General features: G+C 41.1%; 20 protein-coding genes. 16 read left to right on the top strand and 4 right to left on the bottom strand.

Going from position 1 to position 25,264, the window contains the following annotated elements; translation table 11 throughout:
* Positions 1-34 precede the first annotated feature (34 nt).
* Complete coding sequence (gene araD / locus AC0YNV_RS21340; protein ID WP_475769812.1) at positions 35-730, top strand: L-ribulose-5-phosphate 4-epimerase; 696 nt, start codon at positions 35-37, stop codon at positions 728-730.
* 41 nt (positions 731-771) lie between these two features.
* Positions 772-2,448, top strand: coding sequence for a ribulokinase (locus AC0YNV_RS21345; protein ID WP_475769813.1), 1,677 nt, complete (start codon positions 772-774; stop codon positions 2,446-2,448).
* Between the two features lie 232 nt (positions 2,449-2,680).
* Here AC0YNV_RS21345 and AC0YNV_RS21350 read toward each other — a convergent pair whose 3' ends face one another.
* The 4 genes from AC0YNV_RS21350 to AC0YNV_RS21365 all read right to left on the bottom strand — a co-directional run bounded on the left by AC0YNV_RS21350 (position 2,681) and on the right by AC0YNV_RS21365 (position 8,632).
* Positions 2,681-3,064: a hypothetical protein gene (locus tag AC0YNV_RS21350; RefSeq protein WP_475769814.1), complete on the bottom strand. Its 384-nt coding sequence runs from the start codon at positions 3,062-3,064 to the stop codon at positions 2,681-2,683.
* A 613-nt stretch (positions 3,065-3,677) separates the two neighbouring features.
* Complete coding sequence (locus AC0YNV_RS21355) at positions 3,678-4,289, bottom strand: superoxide dismutase (RefSeq protein WP_475769815.1); 612 nt, start codon at positions 4,287-4,289, stop codon at positions 3,678-3,680.
* Positions 4,290-4,491: 202 nt separating this feature from the next.
* Positions 4,492-6,036, bottom strand: a complete 1,545-nt coding sequence (locus AC0YNV_RS21360) for an S-layer homology domain-containing protein (protein WP_475769816.1) — start codon at positions 6,034-6,036, stop codon at positions 4,492-4,494.
* 154 nt (positions 6,037-6,190) lie between these two features.
* Complete coding sequence (locus AC0YNV_RS21365) at positions 6,191-8,632, bottom strand: O-antigen ligase family protein (RefSeq protein WP_475769817.1); 2,442 nt, start codon at positions 8,630-8,632, stop codon at positions 6,191-6,193.
* A 285-nt stretch (positions 8,633-8,917) separates the two neighbouring features.
* Here AC0YNV_RS21365 and galU point away from each other — a divergent pair, with 285 nt between their 5' ends.
* The 14 genes from galU (at position 8,918) to rfbB (ending at position 25,259) form a co-directional block, all read left to right on the top strand.
* A complete protein-coding gene (gene galU / locus AC0YNV_RS21370) occupies positions 8,918-9,865 on the top strand; it encodes a UTP--glucose-1-phosphate uridylyltransferase GalU (RefSeq protein WP_475769818.1) in 948 nt (315 codons plus the stop codon).
* Positions 9,801-10,580 carry an ABC transporter permease gene (locus tag AC0YNV_RS21375; protein ID WP_475769819.1) on the top strand — a complete coding sequence of 260 codons (780 nt, stop codon included), beginning with the start codon at positions 9,801-9,803 and terminating at the stop codon, positions 10,578-10,580. The genes galU and AC0YNV_RS21375 overlap by 65 nt, the downstream gene beginning before the upstream one ends.
* Positions 10,570-11,781 carry an ABC transporter ATP-binding protein gene (locus tag AC0YNV_RS21380; RefSeq protein ID WP_475769820.1) on the top strand — a complete coding sequence of 404 codons (1,212 nt, stop codon included), beginning with the start codon at positions 10,570-10,572 and terminating at the stop codon, positions 11,779-11,781. Before AC0YNV_RS21375 ends, AC0YNV_RS21380 begins: the two co-directional genes overlap by 11 nt.
* A gap of 1 nt (position 11,782) precedes the next feature.
* The gene (locus AC0YNV_RS21385; RefSeq protein ID WP_475769821.1) at positions 11,783-13,267 is read left to right on the top strand and encodes a class I SAM-dependent methyltransferase; all 1,485 of its coding nucleotides are present in this window, start codon (positions 11,783-11,785) and stop codon (positions 13,265-13,267) included.
* A 14-nt stretch (positions 13,268-13,281) separates the two neighbouring features.
* Complete coding sequence (locus AC0YNV_RS21390; RefSeq protein ID WP_475769822.1) at positions 13,282-15,609, top strand: glycosyltransferase; 2,328 nt, start codon at positions 13,282-13,284, stop codon at positions 15,607-15,609.
* A 44-nt stretch (positions 15,610-15,653) separates the two neighbouring features.
* On the top strand, positions 15,654-16,619 hold the full coding sequence (locus tag AC0YNV_RS21395) for a glycosyltransferase family 2 protein (protein ID WP_475770042.1): 966 nt from the start codon (positions 15,654-15,656) through the stop codon (positions 16,617-16,619).
* Entirely contained in the window at positions 16,619-19,357 is a 2,739-nt protein-coding gene (locus AC0YNV_RS21400) for a YfhO family protein (RefSeq protein ID WP_475769823.1), read from the top strand. The genes AC0YNV_RS21395 and AC0YNV_RS21400 overlap by 1 nt, the downstream gene beginning before the upstream one ends.
* Before the next feature lie 243 nt (positions 19,358-19,600).
* A complete protein-coding gene (locus tag AC0YNV_RS21405) occupies positions 19,601-20,548 on the top strand; it encodes a glycosyltransferase family 2 protein (protein ID WP_475769824.1) in 948 nt (315 codons plus the stop codon).
* A 53-nt stretch (positions 20,549-20,601) separates the two neighbouring features.
* Positions 20,602-21,270, top strand: a complete 669-nt coding sequence (locus tag AC0YNV_RS21410) for a GNAT family N-acetyltransferase (RefSeq protein WP_475769825.1) — start codon at positions 20,602-20,604, stop codon at positions 21,268-21,270.
* A gap of 77 nt (positions 21,271-21,347) precedes the next feature.
* Positions 21,348-21,761, top strand: coding sequence for an EamA family transporter (locus AC0YNV_RS21415; RefSeq protein WP_475769826.1), 414 nt, complete (start codon positions 21,348-21,350; stop codon positions 21,759-21,761).
* On the top strand, positions 21,758-22,909 hold the full coding sequence (gene rffA / locus AC0YNV_RS21420; protein WP_475769827.1) for a dTDP-4-amino-4,6-dideoxygalactose transaminase: 1,152 nt from the start codon (positions 21,758-21,760) through the stop codon (positions 22,907-22,909). The genes AC0YNV_RS21415 and rffA overlap by 4 nt, the downstream gene beginning before the upstream one ends.
* Complete coding sequence (locus AC0YNV_RS21425; protein ID WP_475769828.1) at positions 22,906-23,649, top strand: sugar phosphate nucleotidyltransferase; 744 nt, start codon at positions 22,906-22,908, stop codon at positions 23,647-23,649. The genes rffA and AC0YNV_RS21425 overlap by 4 nt, the downstream gene beginning before the upstream one ends.
* A gap of 18 nt (positions 23,650-23,667) precedes the next feature.
* The gene (gene rfbC, locus AC0YNV_RS21430) at positions 23,668-24,225 is read left to right on the top strand and encodes a dTDP-4-dehydrorhamnose 3,5-epimerase (protein ID WP_475769829.1); all 558 of its coding nucleotides are present in this window, start codon (positions 23,668-23,670) and stop codon (positions 24,223-24,225) included.
* Between the two features lie 11 nt (positions 24,226-24,236).
* Positions 24,237-25,259 (top strand): dTDP-glucose 4,6-dehydratase, encoded by a 1,023-nt coding sequence (rfbB, locus tag AC0YNV_RS21435; protein ID WP_475769830.1) that lies wholly within the window; start codon positions 24,237-24,239, stop codon positions 25,257-25,259.
* Positions 25,260-25,264: the final 5 nt, after the last annotated feature.

Raw genomic sequence — 25,264 nt, forward strand, 5'->3', positions numbered from 1 at the left:
CTATGGATGAATGCGGCGAAAGGAGAACTATTTTATGCTGGATGCTTTAAAACAAGCCGTATGGGAAGCCAATATGGAGCTGCCCCAGTATGGCCTTGTCACCTTTACCTGGGGGAATGTAAGCGGCATTGACCGGGAGAGAGGTCTTGTGGCCATCAAGCCGAGCGGTGTTCCTTATGATGAGCTGAAGCCTGAGCAAATCGTCATAGTGGACCTGGAAGGGAATGTTGTCGAAGGGAATCTTCGGCCCTCTTCGGATACGCCGACGCATGTCGCTTTGTATCGCGCTTTTGATGGCATTGGAGGGATCGTGCATACCCATTCTCCATGGGCCACGAGCTGGGCGCAGGCCGGACGGCCGATTCCCGCGCTTGGAACGACGCATGCGGATTATTTTTACGGTGAAATCCCTTGTACACGTCCAATGACAGAAGCCGAAATTCAAGGCGCTTATGAGCTGGAGACAGGCAACGTCATTATTGAGACCTTCACTCAAGGCGGCATCGATCCCAATCAGGTGCCGGCTGCGCTCGTATACAGCCATGCGCCCTTCTGCTGGGGGAAGGATCCGCATAATGCGGTGCATAATGCGGTTGTCGTCGAGGAAGCGGCCAAGATGGCACTGCATACCTTCCAATTAAATCCGAATATACAGCCAATGGATCAACATTTGCTGGATCGCCACTACTTGCGCAAGCACGGTAAAAATGCTTATTATGGACAAAAGTAATCGTTTACAAGGACTACATTTCAAAGGGGGATCCCTGAATCATGAGCAGCAAATATGCAATTGGCGTGGACTATGGAACGGAATCCGGCCGCGCGGTATTGGTGCGTCTGAGCGATGGTGCGGAAATCGCCGAGCATGTGACGCCCTACCGTCACAACGTTATTGATGAGAAATTGCCGGAGTCTGGTCTCAAGCTGGAGCATGACTGGGCGCTGCAGCATCCGGCCGACTATATTGAGGTGCTGACGACGTCGGTGCCTGCCGTTATGAAGGAATCCGGTATTGCGGCAAGCGAGGTCATCGGTCTTGGCATCGACTTTACCGCATGTACCATGCTGCCGATCGATGGGGCGGGGCAGCCGCTCTGCTTCAATGAGGCGTACAAAGCCAATCCGCACAGCTGGGTGAAGCTGTGGAAGCATCATGCGGCACAGGATGAGGCGAACCTCATTAATGAAATCGCGGCAAGCCGCGGCGAGTCGTTCCTCCCCCGTTACGGCGGCAAAATATCCTCCGAATGGATGCTGGCCAAGTCATGGCAGATTCTGAACGAAGCTCCGGAGATGTATGAGGCTGCGGATAAATTCGTGGAAGCAACCGACTGGGTTGTCGGCCAGATGACGGGAAACATTGTGCGCAACAGCTGCACGGCCGGATACAAGTCCATTTGGCACAAGCGGGATGGATATCCAAGCAGCGAGTTCTATAAAGCGCTTGATCCAAGGCTGGAAAATCTTGCGGATACGAAGCTCCGCGGCGATGTTCTGCCGCTTGGCTCCAAAGCGGGCGAGTTGACGGCGGATATGGCTGCGCGCATGGGCCTAACCGCAGGTATCGCAATTGCGGTCGGCAATGTCGATGCGCATGCTGCGGTTCCCGCAGTAGGTGTTGTCACCCCCGGCAAGCTGGTAATGGCCATGGGGACCTCGATCTGTCATATGCTGCTCGGCTCGGAAGAGAAGCAGGTTGAAGGCATGTGCGGCGTTGTCGAGGATGGCATCATTCCGGGCTATTACGGTTATGAAGCCGGTCAATCGGCCGTTGGCGATATTTTCGCCTGGTATGTGGATGAAGCGGTTCCGGCCTATGCCGTTGAGGCAGCCAAGCAGGAAGGCATCAGCATCCATGAGTGGCTGGAAAAGAAAGCGTCAGAGCTCAATGTCGGCGAATCCGGCGTGCTCGCGCTCGACTGGTGGAACGGCAATCGTTCCGTGCTTGTCGATACGGATCTGACCGGGATGATGGTTGGTCTTACCCTGCTGACCAAGCCTTATGAAGTCTATCGCGCGCTGCTGGAAGCGACTGCTTTCGGCACTCGTAAAATCGTGGAGGCCTTCCACAGCAACGGTGTGGCTGTGGATGAGCTGTACGCCTGCGGGGGCCTCCCGCAAAAGAACCGTCTGCTTATGCAAATCTACGCAGATGTGACCAACCGCGAGATCAAAATCGCGGCCTCCCGGCAGACGCCCGCGCTGGGGGCGGCCATGTTCGGCGCTGTGGCGGCCGGTGCGGAAGCAGGCGGCTACGACAATGTTGTCGACGCGGCGGCCGCAATGGCCCGCGTGAGGGAGGAGACGTTCAAGCCGATTCCAGCTAACGTCGCGGTATATGACAAGCTGTACGCGGAGTACAATCAGCTTCACGACTACTTCGGCCGTGGCGCCAATGATGTGATGAAACGGCTAAAGGCCATTAAAGAAGAAGCCAGCGCCCACTAAGCGCTGGGAGAAAATAGAAGGCCCGATCAGGCGTCAATGGTGACGCTGTAATCGGGCCTTCTTCATTTAAATACAAGAAAGTTTAAAATTCTACACTTTTCTTAAAGGTGAAGTTAGTCTTTTGCTTCGCCGTCAACGGGACGGCGAAGCCAATTCTTGATGGCATCTCATAAGGCATGATCAACGCAGGATATTTGAAGTAATGAGACCAATCAATCATCCTTCGTCTTGTTTAAAGGTCATCTTCTGAATCGTCGGTGATGAGATCATAATTATTTTCCAGCTGCAAATTGTAAGGCAATGCAGTCCCCGTATCCTGGATGCTCCTCGGTATCACTGCGCCAGCACCTGTCAGAATGAGCTCGAGTCCGACTGTATCCCCTGACTGTATGGGCAGATAGAGCTGGGATTCCGCAATCAGTCGTCCATTCAGACGCAGAATCGTTCCAATATCTCCAGCTATAGCTACGCCGCTGACATAGATGATCTGGCCAAAGTTATTGAAACGAACAACACCTGTTCCGGCCAGAGCCTGATAAACAGTCATCCCCGGAAAATGGCGCACGGTATAGGCCTGAGTAACCTGCGGAAAGAAACGTCCTCCATTAATGACCACTGTCACGAAACCAGGGAATATTGGTGGCCCGGGAATCGGGATAGGGATAGGGATCGGAATTGGCCACGGACCCGGCGGAAACGGTCCTGGTCCAGGTGGAAACGGTCCTGGTCCAGGAGGGAATGGACCAGGCGGGAACGGTCCCGGTCCGGGTGGAAATGGACCTGGTCCCGGCGGGAATGGCCCCGGTCCAGGTGGAAACGGTCCCGGAGGAAACGGCCCAGGCCCCGGCGGGAATGGTCCTGGGCCGGGTGGAAACGGCCCAGGGCCCGGTGGGAATAGTCCCGGTCCGGGTTGCAGGCCGCCACCGGGGCTACCCATCATTCCACGCGGTCCGCCGCCACAACCGCAATCCCGGCCTGCCGGAGCAGGGGGGATATAGGCGACACTATATCCATCCTGAACGTGGACGGGGGTGTAAAAGTTATACCACATGCATATTCGTCTCCTTCATCAGAGCGTATAGGTCGATATCATGATAAAGCTTATGCGGCAATCGCCTATTCGGTGAGAAGGAATTACAATCAGACTATAGAGCAGCTAAGCTTGAAAAGCATAAAAAAACAGGACGAAGGCAGATTTGCCTTCGTCCTGTTTTTAACTGTTCCAAAGCTTATTTCGCAGCTTCGTAACGTTTGCCAACTTCCGACCAGTTCACAACATTCCAGAACGCTGCGATATAATCAGGGCGTTTGTTTTGGTAGTTCAGATAGTAAGCATGCTCCCAAACATCAAGGCCAAGGAGCGGCGTATCGCCTTCCATGATCGGGCTGTCTTGGTTAGGCAAGCTGTACACTTTCAATTTGCCAGCTTTATCAGCTGCAAGCCAGGCCCAGCCGCTTCCGAAACGGGTTGTAGCTGCTTTAGCAAAATCCTCTTTGAATTTATCGAATCCGCCAAGCTCGCTTGCGATCGCTTCGGCAAGTGCTCCGCTTGGAGTGCCGCCAGCGTTTGGTCCAATGGTTTCCCAGAAGAGGGAGTGGTTAGCATGTCCGCCGCCATTGTTGCGAACGGCAGTGCGGATGGCTTCAGGTACACTGTTAAGATCAGCAATAAGGTCTTCGACCGATTTGCTTTGCAGATCAGGAGCGGACTCCAGAGCAGCATTCAAATTCGTTACATAAGCATTATGATGACGGTCGTGGTGGATCATCATCGTTGTTTCATCAATGTGGGGCTCCAGTGCGTTGTTCGGATACGGTAAAGCTGGTAGTTGATGTGCCATGTTCAAAAAACCTCCTATTATATGTAATGTCTCTATCCATTACCCATTATCCATCTTCTCTAATAATAAATCAACAAAAATGTTTAGAAAGTCTGTATTCATGGATATATTTGCATCAACTATAGGATGATCAATAATGAAATATCTATACATTCCGGATAACAAAAAAACGACCCCGAAGGATCGTTTTTAAGTCACTGGATTAGTTGTTGATAAAACCAGCGTTACCGAGCAAACGAATTACCATTGTAGCAGCTTCAGCACGGCTTGCGCTAGCGTCACCTACCACTTTCGTAGTAGTTTGGCCAAGAACAATACCGGATTTAACTGCTGCAGCGACTTCAGCTTTTGCCCAGCCGAGACTGCTTGCATCAGTGAAGGCAGCCAACGCAGCAGATGCTTCCGCATCAGTAAGCGTTACTTCCTTACCAGCATAACCAAGGGCGCGAACGACCATGGCCGACAGCTCTTTACGGGTGATGTTAGCGTTCGGGTTGAATTTACCTTTGTCATCACCTTGTACGATACCAGCTTCTGCAGCCGTAGCTACAACGCCAGCGTACCATTGGCTCGAACTTACGTCCGAGAATTTAGATGTGGTTCCAGTAGCATCAAGACCGAGTGAACGAACGATCAGAGCCGCAAACTCAGCGCGAGTAATGTTGCGTTTTGGTTCGAACTTGTTAGCGCCCGTACCTTCTACAACCAACTTCGCAGCAAGAGTTTCAATATCTTCTTTCGCCCAGTGGTTAGCGAGATCCGCGAAGGATACGTTATCCAGTTGGATGACAGTGTAGATACTTGTGCTGTTGCGGAGCAAAGTAGCGATTGTTTTGTCTCCCTCAGTTCCGAATGTAGCTGGGACGAAGCTCAGCTCTTTCGTATCCGGGTTATACACAACACCAGTTACTTTGTCGGAGTCAACAGAACCTATTACCGGAAGCGTACGTTTGAAGTAAACATCCAGTTTAGTGTACTGTTCCTCTTTACCGCCACCAACAGCAATGATTTTGAAATCAACTGGAGTTGCCAGTGGTTTCGCATCAATTCCGTATACAGCATCAGATACCGCTTTAGCTGCGTCGCCAGTAAGCTTCTTAAGTTCTACTTTGATATCCAGAGCGCTCAGTTCAATCCCAAGGGATTTTGCCTTCTCTTCCAGTTTCAGAGCAGCGATCGGCAGGGTGATGGACGTGCCATCTTCCAGTTTGATCGTAAGAGTTTCACCTTTGATCAATGCATCAGCAGGAATTGTTACTACATCGGAAGTTGATGTAATAGTAGGGTTCTTATCGGTTGCAAAGAGATTAGTCAGTTGCGCACCATTTACATTACCATTGCTATCAACAATGCCACCACTTGGGAATCCAGGGAATCCACCACCACCATAATACGGATTATAGTATACGGCTTGAGTTACATTGTGGTAGTTCAAGTAGAAGTAGGTAGAGTAAGTTACAGAAGGTACATCGAAGTCGATATCATAACGGCCATTGCTTGCGTATGTAGCGTAAACCACATCGACAACCGTTTTATTATCTTCTCCATATACATAAACAGGAATTGTTTTACCTGTTGTGTATACACTATCCGTAACATAAACTTGACCTTTAACATTAGTCGTTCCAGTCAATGAAGTAGGAACACCCTCGAACGAGTTAGCAAAAGCAAGTACAGGCACTAACGCTGACACGATCATCAATGAAGCGATAAGAGCTGAAATTTTGCTTGCGAAAATCTTTTTCATTTTTTGTTTTCACCTCCTTTCATTGAAAAGGTGGGTAACCTATCGGAGAACAATTATATATCATGATTGATAGGAAAGATAGCATCATTTTTGGAAAAAGTATTTAGTTAGTATTTAAATATAAGTGAAATACTGGGTTATGATATCAAGTTATTTATTGGCTGTCAATAAGCTGCTGTACAGCTGTCTTTTCATTTTCGTCAGATTCTATCAATTTGTTTAGTAATTCCTCATCATTCTGGCCTATTGCATGCAATGAGGCGAGGTAAAATCTAACATTAATACGTATCGTTTCGTTGCTCAAATCTCCAGCAATATCTTCTTTCAAAAGGTTATACGCATCTTCATAGCTTTTGTTGCGGTAAAAAATTTGACCAATTGCTTGTCGGATTAAAGGAGTAACGGTAAAGTCGTGTCCTTGCAGTTGTCCCGCGGGAAGAGACTTGAGATGTTCGATATGATCAAGCACCTCTTTATACAAATCCAGGGAGTGATTCCAGTTGATATTTGAGTCCTCTGAATCGGCTGCCCCCTGCTGCTGGCCAGCTATAAAATACTCCATAATACCAGCTTCGTAGAAGTTCATATCCCAAGGGGATTTAGAAATAGCTTCATCGAGCACTTGAAGAACCTTTGCAGAATCACCAACATTTTTGTAGTACTTATACTCCTCTAACAATAACGAACGATTATAAGGGGCAAAAGGTTTCAGTTGATCCATCAATCTTTTGAATTCCTGCCGATAAGCGGGATCCTGGGAAGAATTAAAAGCTTGATCCATCCAGTTCATTTTTCTTAATGTATATTCAGGATTATCGGGAGCAATGGAAATAGCGTGATCAATGGTTGGCAGCAATTCATTGAGTGGTTTCTTTTCTTCAATGGCCATGGTCAAAGCACGTTGATAACTAAGATTGGCGTCGTACTCTCTGTACACCATAGTGAAAAGCACGATAGCCAATAAAGAAATGGAAATGGGATAAATAATGCGCCACTTCATATCTTTATAATTTTCAAATGCCGGAATAAGAAGTTCTTTATGCAAAGGTGCAAGCATACAGCCCAGGCAAAGGAATACCAGTACAGATAAATAGCCGTAGCTCATATCAAAATCAACAATACTATGTGCCAGTATAGATAAAGAAATGATAAAGAATAGAAGATTGGTGCCTCTTAGTTCCGGATTTCGAAGGTAAGCTCTAATAAATAGATAATAGACCCAAATAATAAAGCCAAAAAGGATTACAACCCCGATCCAGCCAATTTCAATCAAGGTCTGGAAAAAAAAGCTGTGTTCCTGATTACTGCTGTATGGATTATTCTGGTACTTTTCATAAAGTGCGGACCAGGCGCCACCACCTGCACCTATAAGAGGATGATCTGCGGATATTTTCAATGCGTCTCTATAGAAGGTCTCGCGTTCCAGAACGCTATGCTGTTCGAGATTGATGCTTTCGATTCGGTCGGCAATACTTTGGGGTAAGATACTTCTTACTCCACTGCTGGAGAATACTAATACCGCTGCTAATGCTCCAACTACAATGAAAAGGATTGGAACGGCAAAAAATGACCATTTGGTTTGTCCGAATTTAATTGTTCTGGTATCTAACAAGTGGGAGAGTTTGTGGTGAAAAAAGGAGATAAGTAACATAAGAACTACAGATACACCCAAAAGCAGACCCCAACCCTCGAGAGGAATGGAATTCCATAAAGATAATGTTTTACCGGATTGGGATGCCGGATCCAACAGCTTGGAGATTTTATCAGCTGCTACTGTAATCTTACTCAGAATGGCGAAAGATGAAACAATGGCCAGAAACATGTATATTAAGAAAGATAATTGTTTGCCAATCTTCATGAAGGGAAGAATAATCAGGACCAATATAGGAATGAAGACAAGTGCTGCTCTCGAATAAGTTAACATGAGTGAAATCCAGATGGGAACCAGCATAAAGCTATGAATGGCACGCCAATACCATTGTTTTGTATGCGTTGCTGAGAATAAAGCACCTAGAAAAATAGCAACAAGGAATGCCGCATAGGAATTAGAATATTGAAAAACTGAAGTCAGCCGGTAACCATTATCTGCAAGCCATAAAGCATTGTTGAAATAGGTTTGGCCGAACAAGTTCATGAATCCAAAAATAACGATAGCATAAGAGGATATTTGAATAGATAACTCAACTATTCCTTGATGAAGTTTACTTGAGGCAATGTATAAGCCAATTATGAAAAAGGCGGCATACATAAACTCGAGCTGCAGCATTATTTTGGCATTATAAGAGGATGCTGCATTAATGGATGATATTAAATACATGATCGGAAGAAGCATTACAGTAATGGACAGAATAGATCTGTAGTCATTCAACTGCCACGTTCGCAAGTAGCGAATTCCAACAATCACCAAAAGAATAAAAGCGTAAATCATGGATTCTAGCAGCGGGCCTTCGAAGGTTAACTGAAATCCATTAAATAATGCGATTTGAAAGGGGAAGATGAAGAGAAACAAACATGTGCCAATTAATATTGTCCATTGAAGTAATGAAATGTCGGAGTTAAGATTTTTGTTGGATTTTGACGTGCCTTTCTTTTCCATTGTGCTGCTCCTTTGTGTAGACATGCTGGATTCTTTACTAATGCAGATCTTATTTTATCAAATCGTAATATGTAAATCTACTTGAGGCAGTAAATGATTGGAATACCTCATATATAGAAGAACTTTTTTACAGAATTGAAGTCTATATAAACTGGACTGACAAGAAGTTGAAATTACTGTCTTTAAGTTGCCATTTTAGGATAGTGTATACTTATTACAATTCTGATCATTCTTTGGTAAGATAGCAATAGAAATTTGGCGAAATATCGGAGGATATAGGGATTAATGAAAATAAGGAAAGCAATTATACCCGCGGCGGGCTTAGGTACTCGCTTCTTACCTGCCACAAAAGCGATGCCTAAAGAAATGCTGCCTATCGTTGACAAACCTACTATTCAATACATTGTTGAAGAGGCAATTGCTTCTGGTATTGAAGATATCATTATAGTTACTGGAAAAGGGAAACGGGCGATTGAAGATCATTTCGATAGTAGTTTTGAGTTAGAATATAGTCTCCGTGAGAAAGGCAAGTTAGATTTGCTCAATGAGGTTCAAAAATCATCCACTATGGCAGATATTCATTATATTCGACAAAAAGAACCAAAGGGCCTAGGTCATGCTGTGTGGTGTGCTCGTAAATTTATCGGTAACGAGCCTTTTGCGGTGTTACTCGGAGACGATATTGTTCAAGCAGAAAAACCCTGTTTGAAACAGCTCATTGAGATTTACGATCAAACTGGAAATGCGGTAATAGGAGTTCAGGCTGTTCCTGAACAAGAAGTATCACGTTATGGCATTGTAAATATTGGTTCGAAGGAAGGTAAAGTGTATAAGGTAGCCGGATTAGTTGAGAAACCCAGTGTGAGTAGAGCACCTACAAACTTAGCAATAATGGGAAGATATATTTTAAAACCTGAAATCTTTGAGCTGTTAGCCCAGCAAAAAGAGGGAAGTGGCGGAGAAATTCAGCTAACTGATGCTATTAATGCACTTAATGTTCTACAACCAGTATTAGCATATGAATTTGATGGGGTCCGTTACGATATTGGTGAAAAAATGGGATATATTAAATCTATAATTGAAATGGCTTTAGTTAGGGACGAGTTGAAGGATGAACTTTACTTTTATTTATCAAAATTGATTAAAGAAAAGGGAAGTGCAGTAAACCATGATAGGGCAAAAAGTGAACTTATTAAAGCAATTGGTGAAAAGGGACGTCAGCATCAGATATAAAGGTTCATATCTAGGGATTTTGTGGTCTTTCGTAATTCCGCTACTGATGATGGTTGTATACACATTTGTTTTTAGTGTGGTGTTTGAAGCGCGTTGGGACACGGAATCATCTAATAAATTAGAGTTTGCATTCATCATTTTTTCCGGCACAACAGTATTTAATTTTGTCTCAGAGGTGCTTAATAGATCGTCTGGAATTATAATTGGGAACGCTAATTATGTGAAGAAAGTAATTTTTCCTCTCGAAGTACTTCCTGTAACCATAGTGATCTCAGCATTAGTTCAAGCTGGAATAAGTCTTGTTGTATTATTTATAGGGCTTATCCTTTTTAATGGAGGTTTAGATTTTTCAGTTTTATATCTACCAATTGTACTCTTGCCAGTTATTTTGCTAAGTTTGGGAGTCAGTTGGTTTTTGGCATCAATCGGTACGTATATTCGTGATGTGGGTTATGTGGTAAACGTATTAACAAGTGCACTAATGTTTTTAAGCCCAATTTTTTATCCAGTGTCATCTGTTCCTGCTTCCCTAAAAATTATTTATTATTTAAATCCACTTAGTTACACTGTCGAAGACATACGAAAGATTTTGCTTTGGAATCAAGCTCCGGATTTTGGTTTTCTCCTTATGGGAACTGTTATGGGAGTCATTGTTTCTCTAGCTGGATATTTTTGGTTTAAAAAAACACGTGGGGGGTTTGCAGATGTCTTATGAGCCGGCTATTGCCCTTCGAAATGTCAGTAAGGAATATCGGATATATAATAACCCCAAAGATCGTTTAAAACAGTTTTTTTATCGAAATTCAAAAAAGTTTTATAAAGAGTTCTGGGCCCTACATGGTGTTTCATTTAATGTTGATAGTGGACGAACAATTGGAGTTATAGGTAAAAATGGATCCGGGAAAAGCACGCTATTACAAATAGTTACCCAAACGCTTCAACCATCTGCAGGGGAAGTGGTAATAAATGGTCGTATAGCAGCTCTCCTAGAGTTGGGGAGTGGGTTTAATCCGGAATATACTGGCAGAGAAAATGTTTACTTGAACGGAAGTATCATGGGCCTTAGTCAGAAGGAAATGGAAGAAAGATTTCCGCAAATTGAAGCATTTGCAGAAATTGGTGATTTTATTGATCAGCCTGTGAAATTTTACTCTTCAGGAATGTTTGTGCGATTAGCTTTTGCATGCGCCGTAAATGTGAATCCAGACATACTTATTATTGATGAAGCATTATCTGTGGGTGATATGCAATTTCAATTGAAGTGTATGGATAAGATGAAAGCTTTTAAAAAAGAAGGTAAGACTATATTATTTGTAAGTCATGATACGTATTCAATTAAAAATTTCTGCGATGAAGTAATCTGGATGAAAGATGGACAAATCTATATGCGCGGTGATGTACAACATGTCACAGATATGTATGAGGACTATATGAAAGGTGATAGTAATCCAACTGGAGCAGACTTGGAATCGACAACATCATCAGACCCAGATGCAGTTGTATCAATTAAGTCTATAAGCTTTGTTGATGAAAATGATAAATTACAGAAGAACTTTAAATTCGGAGAACCTTTTTCAGTACGAGTGAATTATATCCTTCACAAGTCGATTATTGGATTAGTGGGAGGGGTTGCAGTAATTGATAAGAGAGATACTTATATCTGTGGACTGAACACTAAATTGGACCAATTTGTACTTCCAAGCGAACCAGGGGAATATAGTCTTTATTGCAACTACAATAATTTGAATTTGCTTCCAGGAACATTTCATGTGGATGTAGGATTTTTTGAAAGCTCTGCCCTTGTTCGTCTTGACTATAAAACCAAAGCTAATTCTTTTACTATTAGTTCTGATAAGTACATTGCTGAGGGGATTTCACTTCTTCGACATGAATGGACATGTAAAGGGATGATATAAAATGAAGTATGATATTAAAGTTGATCTTTCTACAGGAACATCACATTCGTTGATATTAAATCGTATAAAGCCAAATACCAAGGTGCTTGAATTCGGTCCAGCATCCGGGTACATGACTCAATACATGCGTGATCAACTTAGATGCAGAGTAACCTGTGTGGAAATTAACGAGCAGGCGGCTACTATTGCCAAGAAATTTGCTGAACGGATGATTGTTGCAGACATTGACCAAATGGAGTGGTTTGACAAACTTTCTGGTGAGAGCTTTGACTATATCATTTTCGCAGATGTGCTAGAGCACCTTCGAAATCCAGTGGGTGTATTAAAAGCTGCCTCGTCCTTGCTTAATAAAACAGGTTCGTTTGCGATTTCCGTTCCGAACATTACTCATAATGCTATAACTATGGAGTTGCTTCAAGAAAGATTCGACTACCGAACGGATGGTCTATTGGATGAGACGCATATTCATTTCTTTTCACGTAAGCATCTATTAGAAGTCCTGGAATCGGCTAAGTTAATACCATCAGAATGGTTGGTAACACAAAGGAGACCAGAAACGACTGAATTCAAACAGGATTACCGCCGTTTCCCAATTGAACTTCAGAATTACCTGAGGTCAAAACCAGATGGACATGTCTATCAGTTTGTTGTGTTTGCTCAGCACGGCAGTCAGGATATGGTGAGGAACGAAACATTTGATTCAAACCATGAAAACTATTTGGATGCAGAATACTTACAAGTCTATTGGGGAGTAGAAGGGCTATTTTCTGAAATTCAGTCTGTACGAACTGCAGTCAAATCTTCCTCGTCCCGTGAGAGAAGTGTGTATAAAATAAACATTCCAGAGGGAGCCTATGGTAAAGTTAGAATTGATCTGGCTAGTACTATTGTTTCAGGTACAATAGATACAATTGAAATTTTTGATGGCATTGAAGGCCAAAAGAAAAGTATTTATAAATGGCATGGATCAGCTGAACCTCTTCCTTTCAAATTTAAAGACTTACTTACGGTTCATAATTCGAATTCTATTGAGTTCGTAAGTATCAGCAATGATCCTTTCATAGTACTTGAGAATTTTGAATTAAAAGAAGTCAGTGGTCCCTTTCTCCTCGAAATTGGTTTGGTTTTGGACGATAATATCTCAAGGGTTGTGTCATTTCTCCATCTCTTATTAATTGAGGAGAGAGAAGAAAAGGACCGGGTGATAATTGAACATAATTTAAATAACACAAAATTGAAAAATGAAGAAATTAAAATTCTAAATGAAAAGTTAGCTAGCCTTGAGCAAGAACGGGAGCAACTTGCTATTGACAATTCTAAATTAGCAGAAAAAGCGAAAAACTATGAACTTTTGTATGAGACTAAAAAATCAGAAGTAGAAATACAAAATCGGGTTGAGCAGCAGTTGAATGCAATTACACAAAGAGTCAATCGAAGAGGATTATTAGAGCGACTGTGGCATAGCTTGCGCAAAAACCAACCGTAATGAGAGGAATGGACATGATACAGTCTGACTTGATTGAAATCATTATACCGGTCTATAATGCTCCAGGAGAGCTGAAAGAGTGTGTTGAATCTATTCTTAAACATACTGATGATTTTCCGTATCAGCTCATAATTATTAACGACTGTAGTCCTGACCCTCAGGTTAATGAATACCTGCAAACATTAGATAAATATTCTCAAATTACTATTTTGCAGAATGAAGAAAATCTAGGGTTTGTTGGAACAGTAAATAAGGGGATGTCACTGGCAGAGCATGATGTGATTCTGTTGAATAGTGATACTATAGTAACCGAAGCTTGGTTATCGAAGCTGAGAGAAGCTGCATACTCACACCCTTCAGTTGCGACTGTAACACCCTTTACAAATAACGGAACCATATGCTCAATTCCCAATTTTTGCGAGGATAATGAATTGCCTGAAGGATTCACTATTGACACGTTTGCAGAATTTGTGGATAAAGTATCCGAGAGGACTTTCCCAGAGTTGCCGACTGCGGTCGGTTTTTGCATGTATATTAAACAGACTGTAATCTCAGAAATTGGTTTATTTGACGTTGAAACATTCGGTAAAGGGTACGCCGAAGAGAACGATTTTTGTTGTCGCGTCATGGAGCATGGATATAAAAATATATTGGCTGACCATGTTTTTATCTATCATAAGGGATCGATGTCGTTTCAAGGAGCAAAAGCAAAGCTGATTGAGGAAAATTTAAAAAAATTAAATAAAAGGTACCCATACTACGATCAAATGGTACATGATTTTATCCACACACACAATCCTTTACGTGTATTACATGATGCTATTAAATTACGATTGCCACAGTATAAAGATACAAACAACATGAAGGGGAATGTCTTGTTCTTGCTTCACAACTTCTTTGATCAGGCATATAATCATCCGATTGGTGGAACCGAGTATCATGTCAAGGATCTAACAGATCAGATGACAGATTATAATGTTTATATTTTAGTATCTGGTGGCAAGGAGCTCATATTAAAACATTACCAGTACGGAGAGGAAAAGGTTAGATATCGTTTCGGCTTATCAATGCCAGTAACCTTTACTCACTTTCATCATAAAGAGTATGCTGAGGTATTAGAACGGATACTCAATACATTTGAAATAGGAATAATTCACATTCATCATCTTATTAAGCATTCTTTTGATGTTCCCTATATCGCAAGTAAGTTGGGGATACCAGTTTATTTTACCCTTCATGATTTTTACTTATTCTGTCCAAGAATTAATTTACTGGATGAAAAGAATGAATTTTGTCTAGAGAAGAGGAGCCCTGAGAAATGCAATGCTTGTCTTAAGACTTCCCATCAATTTCACACAAACTTCTTGGAGAAGTGGAAGGAGCAGGTGGTAGGAATGATGGAGCAAGTCGACTTGTTTTTTGTTCCGTCAGCTTCCACTAGAGACATATTCATTCGCGACTTCCCGTCAATCGCGTCTAGGATCGAAGTGATAGAGCATGGATTCGACTGGGAATCAGGTTGGCAATCTACAGTCACTAAAACTGAACCTAATAATGGATCTTTAATAAAGGTAGGATTTTTAGGTGGTCTTTCTCCATCGAAAGGAAGTCAACATATTTATGAATTAATAAAATCTTATTCGACGGAACGGATTGAATGGCATTTAATTGGTGGCTTAGGAGACCAAAAGTTGAATTTACTACAACAGTCAAATGTAATTAAGCATGGGTCTTATAACCGAGAAAATCTGTCCGATATTCTTGACGGCATAAATTTGGATTTAATAGCTCTTTTATCACCATGGCCGGAAACATACTCATATACACTTTCAGAAGCTTGGAAGCACGGAATTCCAGTACTTGTGACGCCCATGGGTGCATTAAAAGACCGTGTAAATGCAGTCGGTGGCGGATGGGTTATTACAGGAACAGATCATCGAGCAATCAAGAGTTCAATGGACGAGTTATTAGATGATTTTCCGGCAAAGAAAAGGGAAGCATTGAATAGGTTAGCATCTTATTCTTTTATCTCAAAACGTGATATGTTAATCACTTATACAGCTCATTATGAGAATGCCAGAGAATCACAATCCAATTCTGTATTCGGAAAATCAGTTTTCAATAACAAGACTATAACCAGCGCCATTAGGTTTTTTGAACCCATCAAAAGGGCAGAGAACTCTGATTATAATAATTATACTCAACAACTAGAGCATGAATTGTTGGCTATAAAATCAACAGTAGGATATAAAGTATTGGAGCGATTGAGAAGGCGACATAATTGGATACTTAGGGCTGGCAAAAAGTTAATTTATCGTGTAGTAAGCTATCAGAAAAGATGAATGCTCACTCGAATAGGAATGAAGACATTGTTGTTGATCTTTTGATGGCTACCTACAATGGTGGGAAGTATTTGAGAGAACAGATTGAAAGTATATTAAAACAGGATCACAAAAATTTTAGATTAATCATTGCTGATGACGGTTCAACAGATCAGACGTTACCTATATTGGAGTATTACTCCAAAAAGGACCCTAGAGTCAGCTTTCAATGCAATAAAAAAAGATTGGGAGTTATTAAAAATTTCGAGCAACTTATGACAGTATCGAATGCAGAATTCTTTATGTTTAGTGATCAAGACGATGTATGGGCTCCAGAAAAAATCAGTGAATCATTATCTCAAATGATTAAAACGGGAGCCATGCTAGTCTATTCTGATCTATCAATAACAGATGACCAATTGAATATTAAATATTCATCCTATATGGCCCGGCATAGGATTAAGCCAGTCAGAGGTACACCCTGGAAAACACTTCTCGTCCAAAATATTGTGACAGGTTGCACTATTATGGGAAGGAATAGTCTAAAGGAGTTTGGGCTTCCTTTCCCAAGTGGCATAACAATGCATGACGCATGGTTAGCCATGGTTGCCGCTTCTTATGGAACTCTTGAGTACATCGATCGTCAATTAGTGTTATATAGGCAGCATTCTGATAATGTTGTAGGTGCTGCCAGTTCAATCGAACGTTTGAAAAAAAATTTGGGTAATTATTCAAAGTTCTTAGAACAGCGAAGATTATATTTTTTTGAAAAAACCGAAACTTTGGAAAGCTACTTAAATTCAATACATGACCAGCAGCATATTCAAGAAGGTATACGGTTTCTAATAGATTGTTATAAACACTATATAAATATTAAGTGGGTTGGTTTCCGAACTTTCGCTCTTCGACAAGTAATACGTTTTCCGAGTCAGGGAGTTGTTCGGAATTTGTGGTGGATATGTTACTTGCAATTTCCTTTTCTAAGTTATTGTTTAATTCGACTTAAGAAATTGAAAGATGGGATAATTTAATGAAGGAAAAACTATTAAACCTGATAAAAGGCAAATACTCAGCTATAGGAATGGTATTGCTCATCGTAATAGTTGCTTTATTTGTTTATCAACGCTTCATCTTTGGAAATATGCTTTACCTTTATAGTGATGTGGGTGCAGATACAATTAACTCGTATTGGCCCTATTTAAGCTTACTTGCCAGTAACATTAAAGATTTCTCTTTTTGGTCTTTTAATATGGGGATAGGCACAAGTATTCTATCGCTTGGTCTTTTTATCCAGGATATTTTTAATTGGCCTTTATTTTTAGCTGGCAAGAATGCAGTTGTTTATTTGTTACCTTATATGATGATAATCAAATTGGTGATATCAGGATTATTATTTTACCGCTATTTAATTCTAGTGAAGATCAAGAATGGTACGGCAGTTATATTCTCCTTGTATTTTTCGTTTAGCGGTTTTATGATTCTTTGGGGACAACATCCTCAATTTGCATCTACATTAGTTTTTTCGGCTTTTATTCTACTCGGATTTGAAAGATGGTTCAATCATTCCAAGTGGGGATTATTCTGCGTAGCTTTAACTGTTACAGCTTGCTTCAGTCTTTACTTTCTTTATATGATAGCAGTATATTTAATCTTTTATACGATATTCCGCTTCGTAGAGGAACATGGTTTAGCTATAGGGAATTTAATGAAATTCCTGGTTAAAACATTTGGTATATGTATTATTGCGTTTCTTTTAGGTGCTGTGGCCATTCTGCCGAATATTCAAATTCTACTGTCCAGCCCTAGGGTGGGAGGAAATATGGCTTCATCCCCACTATTCGGATTTGCTTCACCTGTAGAATATATTTCAATAATTCTACGGGCGTTTACAAGTGATTACTTAGGCACAGGAAATTCTTTTTTTGGTTATTTTAATTACTATGAATCCCCAAATTTGTACATGGGATTATTAACATTAGTATTGATGCCGTTAGCAGCTTTAGGACGTTCCTTCAAGCATAAAGTGTTATATATAGTTGCAATGGTAGTCTGCATACTAACTCTCATTTATCCTTATTTCTCTGTTATTATGAATGGCTTTAGCACAACAAGTTATAGATGGACTTTCGTTGTTACAATGTTTGCATTGTTAATGGCTGCAAAGGCTATGGATCAAATTGGATTGGGGATTGTAAAATCTCGATATTTTCTTATTATTACAATTGCTCTCATTGTTATTCAATTGGCTGCGATTTGGTACGGTAAAGAACAGCTTGTTTGGTCTAAAGAGAATATGAACTTCGTATTTAAAAAGTTTCTGATTATATCATGTTTTCTAATAGGATATGCAGTATTGATGTATTTTCGTCAAGCCACAAATAAGAGATTGTGGCTTAAAGCGATGACGTTAATGCTTGTTATCATAGAAGTAGCCTACATGGCCTATATCCCCGTAAATAAGCGAGCAATACCAGATGACAGCTTCGCTGTTCAACCAAATGGCTATTATGGGGACGAAGCTGCTATAGCTTACATTAAACAAAATGATTCTTCATTTTATCGTATTGAGAAAGAAAATTATAATGTCTTTTTAAACGATGCTGTGATGCAAAACTACAACGGCATTAAATCTTATAATTCACTTAATGAGTCCGGTTATCTGGATGCATTGAAAGAGTTAGATATCCCTCTTTTATTCGATCATCCAAATTTCATACCGGGGACAGACCGATCTACCTTCTTATCTTTTCTTGGAGTTAAATATTATATCTCCAGAAGTGGGGAGAGTCCTAAAGGGTTTATCAAGATACATCAATTGAACGGAATCAATATTTATAAAAATAAGTTCGCTCTTCCGCTAGGTAATTTATATGATAAATTTTTCTCTCTATCAGAAACAGAAAAATTAACTGGCATACAGAAAGAAGACTTACTTTTAAGTGCTGCTGTCCTAAGAGACAGTGACATTTCTAAAGTCAATGGTACTTTACATTATCAACAAAACACACATGAGGCGGAAGTTCAGTTTTCTACAGCTCAACTAGACTTAAAAGAAGCCAAGTTAGAAAATATTAAGTTAGGAACAATATCTAATGGTTTGACTGCCCTTACCGCCCTTACCACAGACCCGCAAATTGTTTTTCCTATTAGTAAAGCTATTCAATCAAATGAATTAAATCTTCATATAACAATAACAAGTGATGTAGACACTATGGGGCAAATATTCTGGGCAAAGGACGAGCCATTCTCTGAGAAGAAATCTACTGTTTTTGATGTAATTAAAGGCACACAAAAATATACTCTAAAACTCGGTGGAGTAGATCTCAATTCTTTACGAATTGATATATCAAATTTAATAGGGAACTATTCTGTAAGTAATATTAGTTTAGAATATACTGATGACGAGGTTCAATATGCAACTCGAATAAAGGAGCATCAATCTCCTGCTGTTAGTTGGTCAAGATTAGGGCAGGACAGACTTGAGGGTAAGATACACGCCTCAACTCCATCAATACTTTCTCTATCTATTCCGTTCAATACAGGTTGGAAGGTTGAAGTCGATGGTGCGAATGCAGAGTTGTTAAAAATCAATTATGGATTTTTAGGGATATTTATGGATAAAGGCGACCATTCAATAAAGCTCAAATATACTCCTCCATTCTTTCGAGTTGGTTTATGGATTTCATTACTAACTATATTAATATTATTATTGAGATATGTGGTTGTGCATCGTACTATTTTCAGAAAAAAGAAAAGTGTTCCAAACTGATTGTGATTTTATGGGCCTGCCCATACTCCCCCTTTTCAGAGTTATTCAGTTACTTGATTAGCCTAGCAGGAGAAGGAACAAAATCTCAGATGAGATATTTTTCGGTTGGAATGAGAAAGCAATAGGGGGAAGCTTGAACAGAACTTTATAAAGTAACAGTGTTGGACGATATAAATTTTTGTTTATACCCTGTGGTAAATTAATAAAGGCTACTATAAATTCATAATGGAGGAGGGCAAATTTATGGACCTATCGATTATTATTCCTGTGTATAATAGCCGAGATGGGCTTGAAGAACTTCAACGACGTTTAATAGAAGTTTTAGATGATCATAGGAATAATCAGCTTGAATATGAAGTAATACTTATTGATGATCATAGCCATGATGGAAGTTTTGAGATTATGAAGGATTTAAATCAAAGAGATGCTAGATTTAAAATCATTCGTTTAATGAGAAATTTTGGTCAGCATAATGCTATCATGTGTGGTTTTAATCATGCGAAAGGTAACTATGTTATAACAATGGATGATGATCTACAGAATCCACCAGAGGAAATTCCGAATCTTATTCTCGAAATTAAAAAAGGGTATGACGCAGTAATTGGTAGACCAATTGTCAAGAAACATGCTGCTTATCGTAACTTAGGGAGCTATTTAATCGGTAAGTGTTATGAAACTATATTTAATAAACCAACGGATCTAAAGATGTCAAGTTTTCGGATTCTGTGTAGGCCGTTAGTTGAATCTATAACCACATCTAAAGGGCCTAATCCAATGATTGATGCATTAATACTAAGTCATACTACAAATATAATAAATTTGGATGTTCAACATGACGAGAGAATGCATGGAGTTTCCAATTACTCATTAAAAAAAAGCTACAAACTAGCTATGAACTTACTAATGAATTATTCTACAATACCTCTTCAATTTATTAGTATCAATGGATTTGCTTTTGCTGCAGTGGGGTTATTAATTGCAGTATATGTGGTGATTGCAAAGTTATTTGGCTGGATTCATGAAGTGGGGTGGGCAAGCATTATTGCATTAATTAGTGTTTTTTCTGGATTGATCCTTATTTCATTTGGAGTGGTTGGAGAATATTTAATCCGAATTATCGGTGAAGTTTCACATTCTCGACAGTATACAATTAAAGAATCTTCTTTTCATAATGATAAGTCCGAAATCTAGTTGAAAGAGATAGATAAAATATTTTTCTATTCGTCAATATGGGAGTGGTTTGTTTGAATGAAATAATTGAAACACCGTGGGACAGCAGAGTATTTGGTTTTCAAACATTTGAGATCAAGCAGCTAACTGAAGGTGTTCTTTCTTCTCTAAATGAAACTAGTGGCCATTTCACTGTAAAGATCAATCCAATTGATTCAAAGGAGTTACTTCACAGGTATGGTTTTTATTACTGTGACACTCTTTTTGAGCCATTTTGCAATATGAATTCATTTAAGCCGGTTAATAATCCTCTTATTTCATTGGAAATTACCAATAGAATAGAAGACATAGTTGATATGTGTTACGACACATTTACTTATGATCGTTTTCATAGAGATTTTACTATTAACAACGAGAAAGCAGATCAACGATATGTTAATTGGCTCGCTGATCTATGTAGTGCGGGAAAAGTTTATACTCTTGCTTATGATGGTGAGACAGCAGGATTTTTTGCTACAAAAGATGATAAAATTCTTTTGCATGCGTTATCTCCAAAATATCGCGGAATTGGTTTGGCTAAATTCTTTTGGAGTGAGGCTTGCCGTACAATGTTTGCACTTGACTATCCGGAGATTTCAAGTTCAATATCTGCAGCAAACTTAGCTATATTAAATGTATATTCTTCTTTAGGTTTTTCTTTCCGCAATCCAGTAGATATTTATCACAAATATAATCAAGAGTAATAATTTAAATGTTAAAATGAGGTGACCATAAGATGGAATCGACCAAATATCATATCTATGTTATGGTGTTTTGAGTAATGTACAAAGTTATTCATAAAGGAGATGAACAATTTAATAGGATCATGGGATACCTCTATATTTTAGGAACTATTCTATTTACTGTATATGGTCAGTTGATAATGAAATGGAGAATTTCTTCTTATGGCAGTCTGCCAAACGGTGGAGCAGACAAATTAATATTTCTTTTCAAATTGATTTTAGATCCCTTTATCTTGTCTGGCTTCATAGCTGCATTTGTGGCTTCAATATTTTGGATGGCTGCTATGACTAAATTTAATATCAGTTTTGCCTATCCTTTTATGAGTTTATCATTTGTTCTTGTTTTTATTCTTTCTATTTTTTTGTTCAAAGAACCGGTATCAGCGTATAAGGTAGTTGGACTAACCTTCGTTGTAGTCGGAATAATTATATCGAGTAGGTCGATGACATGATTCCATTTAATAAACCCGCAATCACTGGAAAAGAAATGCAGTACATTCAGGAAGCAATATCAGGTGACAAGCTTTCTGGAGATGGGACGTTCACAAAACGTTGCCATCAATGGTTTGAAGAGAATTTCTCAGCTGAGAAGGCTTTGCTTACTACTTCATGTACTCACGCGCTTGAAATGTCTGCAATATTGGCGGATATTCAGGAGGGAGATGAAGTCATTATGCCTTCGTATACCTTTGTTTCCACAGCCAATGCCTTTGTTCTTCGTGGTGCAAGGATAGTTTTTGTTGATATCCGCCCCGACACATTAAATATCGATGAAAAATTAATAGAAGCTGCTGTTACTGACCGCACCCGAGCAATCGTACCTGTACATTATGCTGGTGTAGCTTGCGAAATGGATGTAATCATGGGTATAGCCAGCAAATATGATTTGATAGTCATTGAAGATGCAGCACAGGGCGTAATGAGTACTTACAAAGGGCAGGCTCTCGGAACTATTGGCCACTTTGGTTGTTATAGTTTCCATGAAACTAAAAATTATAACTGTGGTGAAGGCGGAGCTCTAATTATTAATGACAGTAGATTTTTCGATCGAGCTGAAATTATTCGTGAAAAGGGGACAAACCGATCCAGGTTCTTCAGAGGTCAAGTAGATAAGTATTCATGGGTAGACCTTGGGTCATCTTATCTGCCAAGTGAGCTTAATGCAGCTTTTTTATACGCACAGTTGGAGCAAGCAGAAGAAATCAATGCATACAGAATAGATTGCTGGAAGGCATATTATGAACAATTAATTCCGTTAGAAAGACAAGGACTGCTCGAACTTCCGTTTGTTCCTGAACATTGTGCACATAATGCTCATATGTTTTATGTCAAGACGGCGGGGCTGGCAGAGAGAACGGCTCTTATCGAATTTCTAAAAGAAAAAGGAATCTATTCTGTGTTTCACTACGTACCCCTGCACAGCGCGGAAGCTGGACTCAGTTTTGGTTACATGGCAGGTGAAGATCGCTTTACTACTGTGGAGAGTGAGCGACTGGTTAGACTTCCATTGTTCTACGGTTTGAAGTTAGAGGAGATTGAACAAATCACCTCTGCAATTCACTTTTACTACCAGAATAGTACTATAGGGGTGAAGAAATGAAAGGCATTATCCTAGCAGGCGGTACAGGCTCACGCCTCTTCCCCTTAACCAAAGTAACCAACAAACACTTACTCCCAGTGGGCAAATATCCAATGATATTCCACTCCATCGCGAAGCTCAAAGAAGCAGGAGTACAGGACATCCTTATCGTGACTGGCAAAGACCACATGGGTGACGTCGTCAATCTTCTCGGAAGCGGGCATGAATTCGGTTTATTTTTCACCTACAAAGTCCAGGACGAAGCTGGAGGTATTGCACAAGCATTAGGTCTGGCAGAGCAATTCGTCAATGGTGACCAAATGGTCGTTATCTTGGGTGACAATGTTTTTGATGATAGCATCGCATCCTTTGCCGATAATTTTCGTCAACAAAACAAAGGGGCCAAGATCCTCATTCAAGAGGTTCATGATCCGCAGCGCTATGGTGTGGCAGAATTGGACGGGGACAGAATTGTCTCCATTGAAGAAAAGCCGCAGAAACCTAAAAGCAGCTACGCCGTAACGGGAATATATATGTATGATAGCCGTGTGTTTGAAATCGTTCGGACGTTGAAGCCTTCCGGACGGGGAGAACTGGAAATCACCGATGTCAATAATGCCTATATTGAAAGCAATGAGCTTTCTTATGACATATTACAAGGCTGGTGGACGGATGCTGGAACGCATGCCTCACTGACCAAAGCCAATGAATTGGCAAAGGATATCGTATTCGGCGAAGAATTCGGCAAGCTTAAATTGTAAAAAGCAGGTGTGACTCAAATGAAAATCATAGAAACCAAGCTACCTGGTGTGAAGCTGATTGATCCGGCAGTTTTCGGTGATCACCGGGGCTTTTTCACGGAAAGCTACAATGAAGCCACTTTCCATTCCAACGGTATATTGCATGCTTTCGTGCAAGACAACCACTCACTATCCGTTGAGACAGGCGTGCTGCGGGGACTTCACTATCAGCTCAATCCAAAAGCCCAAACCAAGCTTGTACGCGTAACTGCTGGCGCCATCTATGATGTTATCGTAGATATTCGCAAGAATTCACCAACCTTTGGGCAGTGGCAGGGATTTATCCTCAGCGCAGCTAATAAACGCCAGCTCCTTGTTCCTCAAGGCTTCGCTCATGGATTTTGCACGATTGTTCCCAATAGTGAAGTACAGTATAAGGTGGATGCTTTGTATTCTCCCGAGCATGACCGCGGCATCGCATGGAATGATCCGGCACTTGGAATCGATTGGCCGACATCAACACCGATCTTATCCGAGAAAGATACGAAGCATCCGTTGCTGGCTGATGCCGAGATGAATTTTGTTTATGAAGGGTGAGTTATAACGTCATGAAACTGTTAATCACCGGCGGTGCCGGCTTTATTGGAAGCAACTTTGTGCTTTATATGGCCAAGAATTATCCCGGCTATACGATCATTAATGTTGATACCCTGACTTATGCGGGTAACCTGGAAAATCTTCGTTCGGTCGAGCAGCACCCGAACTACCGCTTCGTCAAAGCGGATATCGCGGATCGCGCAGCGCTGGAGCCCCTGTTTGCAGAGGGGCTTGATGTTGTCGTGAATTTTGCCGCGGAATCTCATGTGGACCGCAGTATTTTGGAACCCGAGATTTTCGTCCGCACGAATATTATGGGAACCCAGACCTTGCTCGATCTGGCGAAGAAGTATAACATCACCAAGTTTGTTCAGGTGTCCACCGATGAGGTGTACGGCACACTAGGCGACACAGGTCTCTTCACGGAGGAGACGCCTCTAGCTGCGAACAGCCCATACTCTGCCAGCAAAGCAGGCGCGGATCTTCTTGTTCGCGCTTATCACGAAACATTCGGCATGAATGTCAATATTACGCGCTGCTCTAACAATTACGGGCCGTATCAATTCCCGGAGAAGCTTATTCCGCTGATGATTCAGAATGCTCTCAATGACAAACCGCTCCCCGTGTACGGCGATGGTCTGAATGTCCGTGACTGGCTGTATGTGGAGGACCACTGCAGCGCGATTGACCTGGTGCTGCATAATGGACGTCCAGGAGAGGTCTATAATGTCGGCGGCAATAATGAGCGCAATAATCTGCAGGTGGTCAGAACGATTCTGGCCGAGCTGGGCAAGCCGGAATCGCTTATCACTTATGTTACGGACCGCCTTGGCCACGACCGGCGTTATGCGATCGATGCCGACAAAATCCGCAATGAGCTGGGCTGGAAGCCGAAATACGACTACGAGAACGGCATCAAGGAAACAGTTCGCTGGTATTTGGATCACAGCGACTGGATGGAGCAAATTCTCTCCGGTGCCTACCAGGATTATTTCAAAACGCAGTACGGCGACCGCCTGGGGACAAAGTCATGACAACA

The sequence above is a fragment of the Paenibacillus sp. JT31N11 genome (genome assembly GCF_056269285.1).